Genomic DNA, 227 nt, shown 5'->3' with positions numbered 1-227 from the left:
CCGTTTTCGCAAACTATTTACGTTCGTGCAGTAAATACAGGCGTTTCCAACCAAACACAAACCGATTGTTTTGTGGTTCGGGAATTGGAACTCATTGTTGAGCCGAGTCCGCAAGTACAAGATTTTGACGACTTACGAGCCTGTAGCGATAATCCAAACATTGCAGTATTTGATTTAACTCAGAATTCAAATTTAATTATCGGCAATCAAGAAAATGTTACTTTGAC

1 protein-coding gene is annotated in these 227 nt (G+C 38.8%); it reads left to right on the top strand.

Annotated features, from left to right (window positions below):
• The coding region (locus G7034_RS02070) for a hypothetical protein (RefSeq protein WP_166399307.1) at positions 1 to 227 on the top strand (227 nt) is incomplete at both ends.

It is taken from the genome of Psychroflexus maritimus, from assembly GCF_011089875.1.
Taxonomy (GTDB): domain Bacteria; phylum Bacteroidota; class Bacteroidia; order Flavobacteriales; family Flavobacteriaceae; genus Psychroflexus; species Psychroflexus maritimus.
The sequence above is the reverse complement of the archived record's forward strand: the minus strand, read 5'-3'. Positions and strand labels throughout refer to the sequence as shown.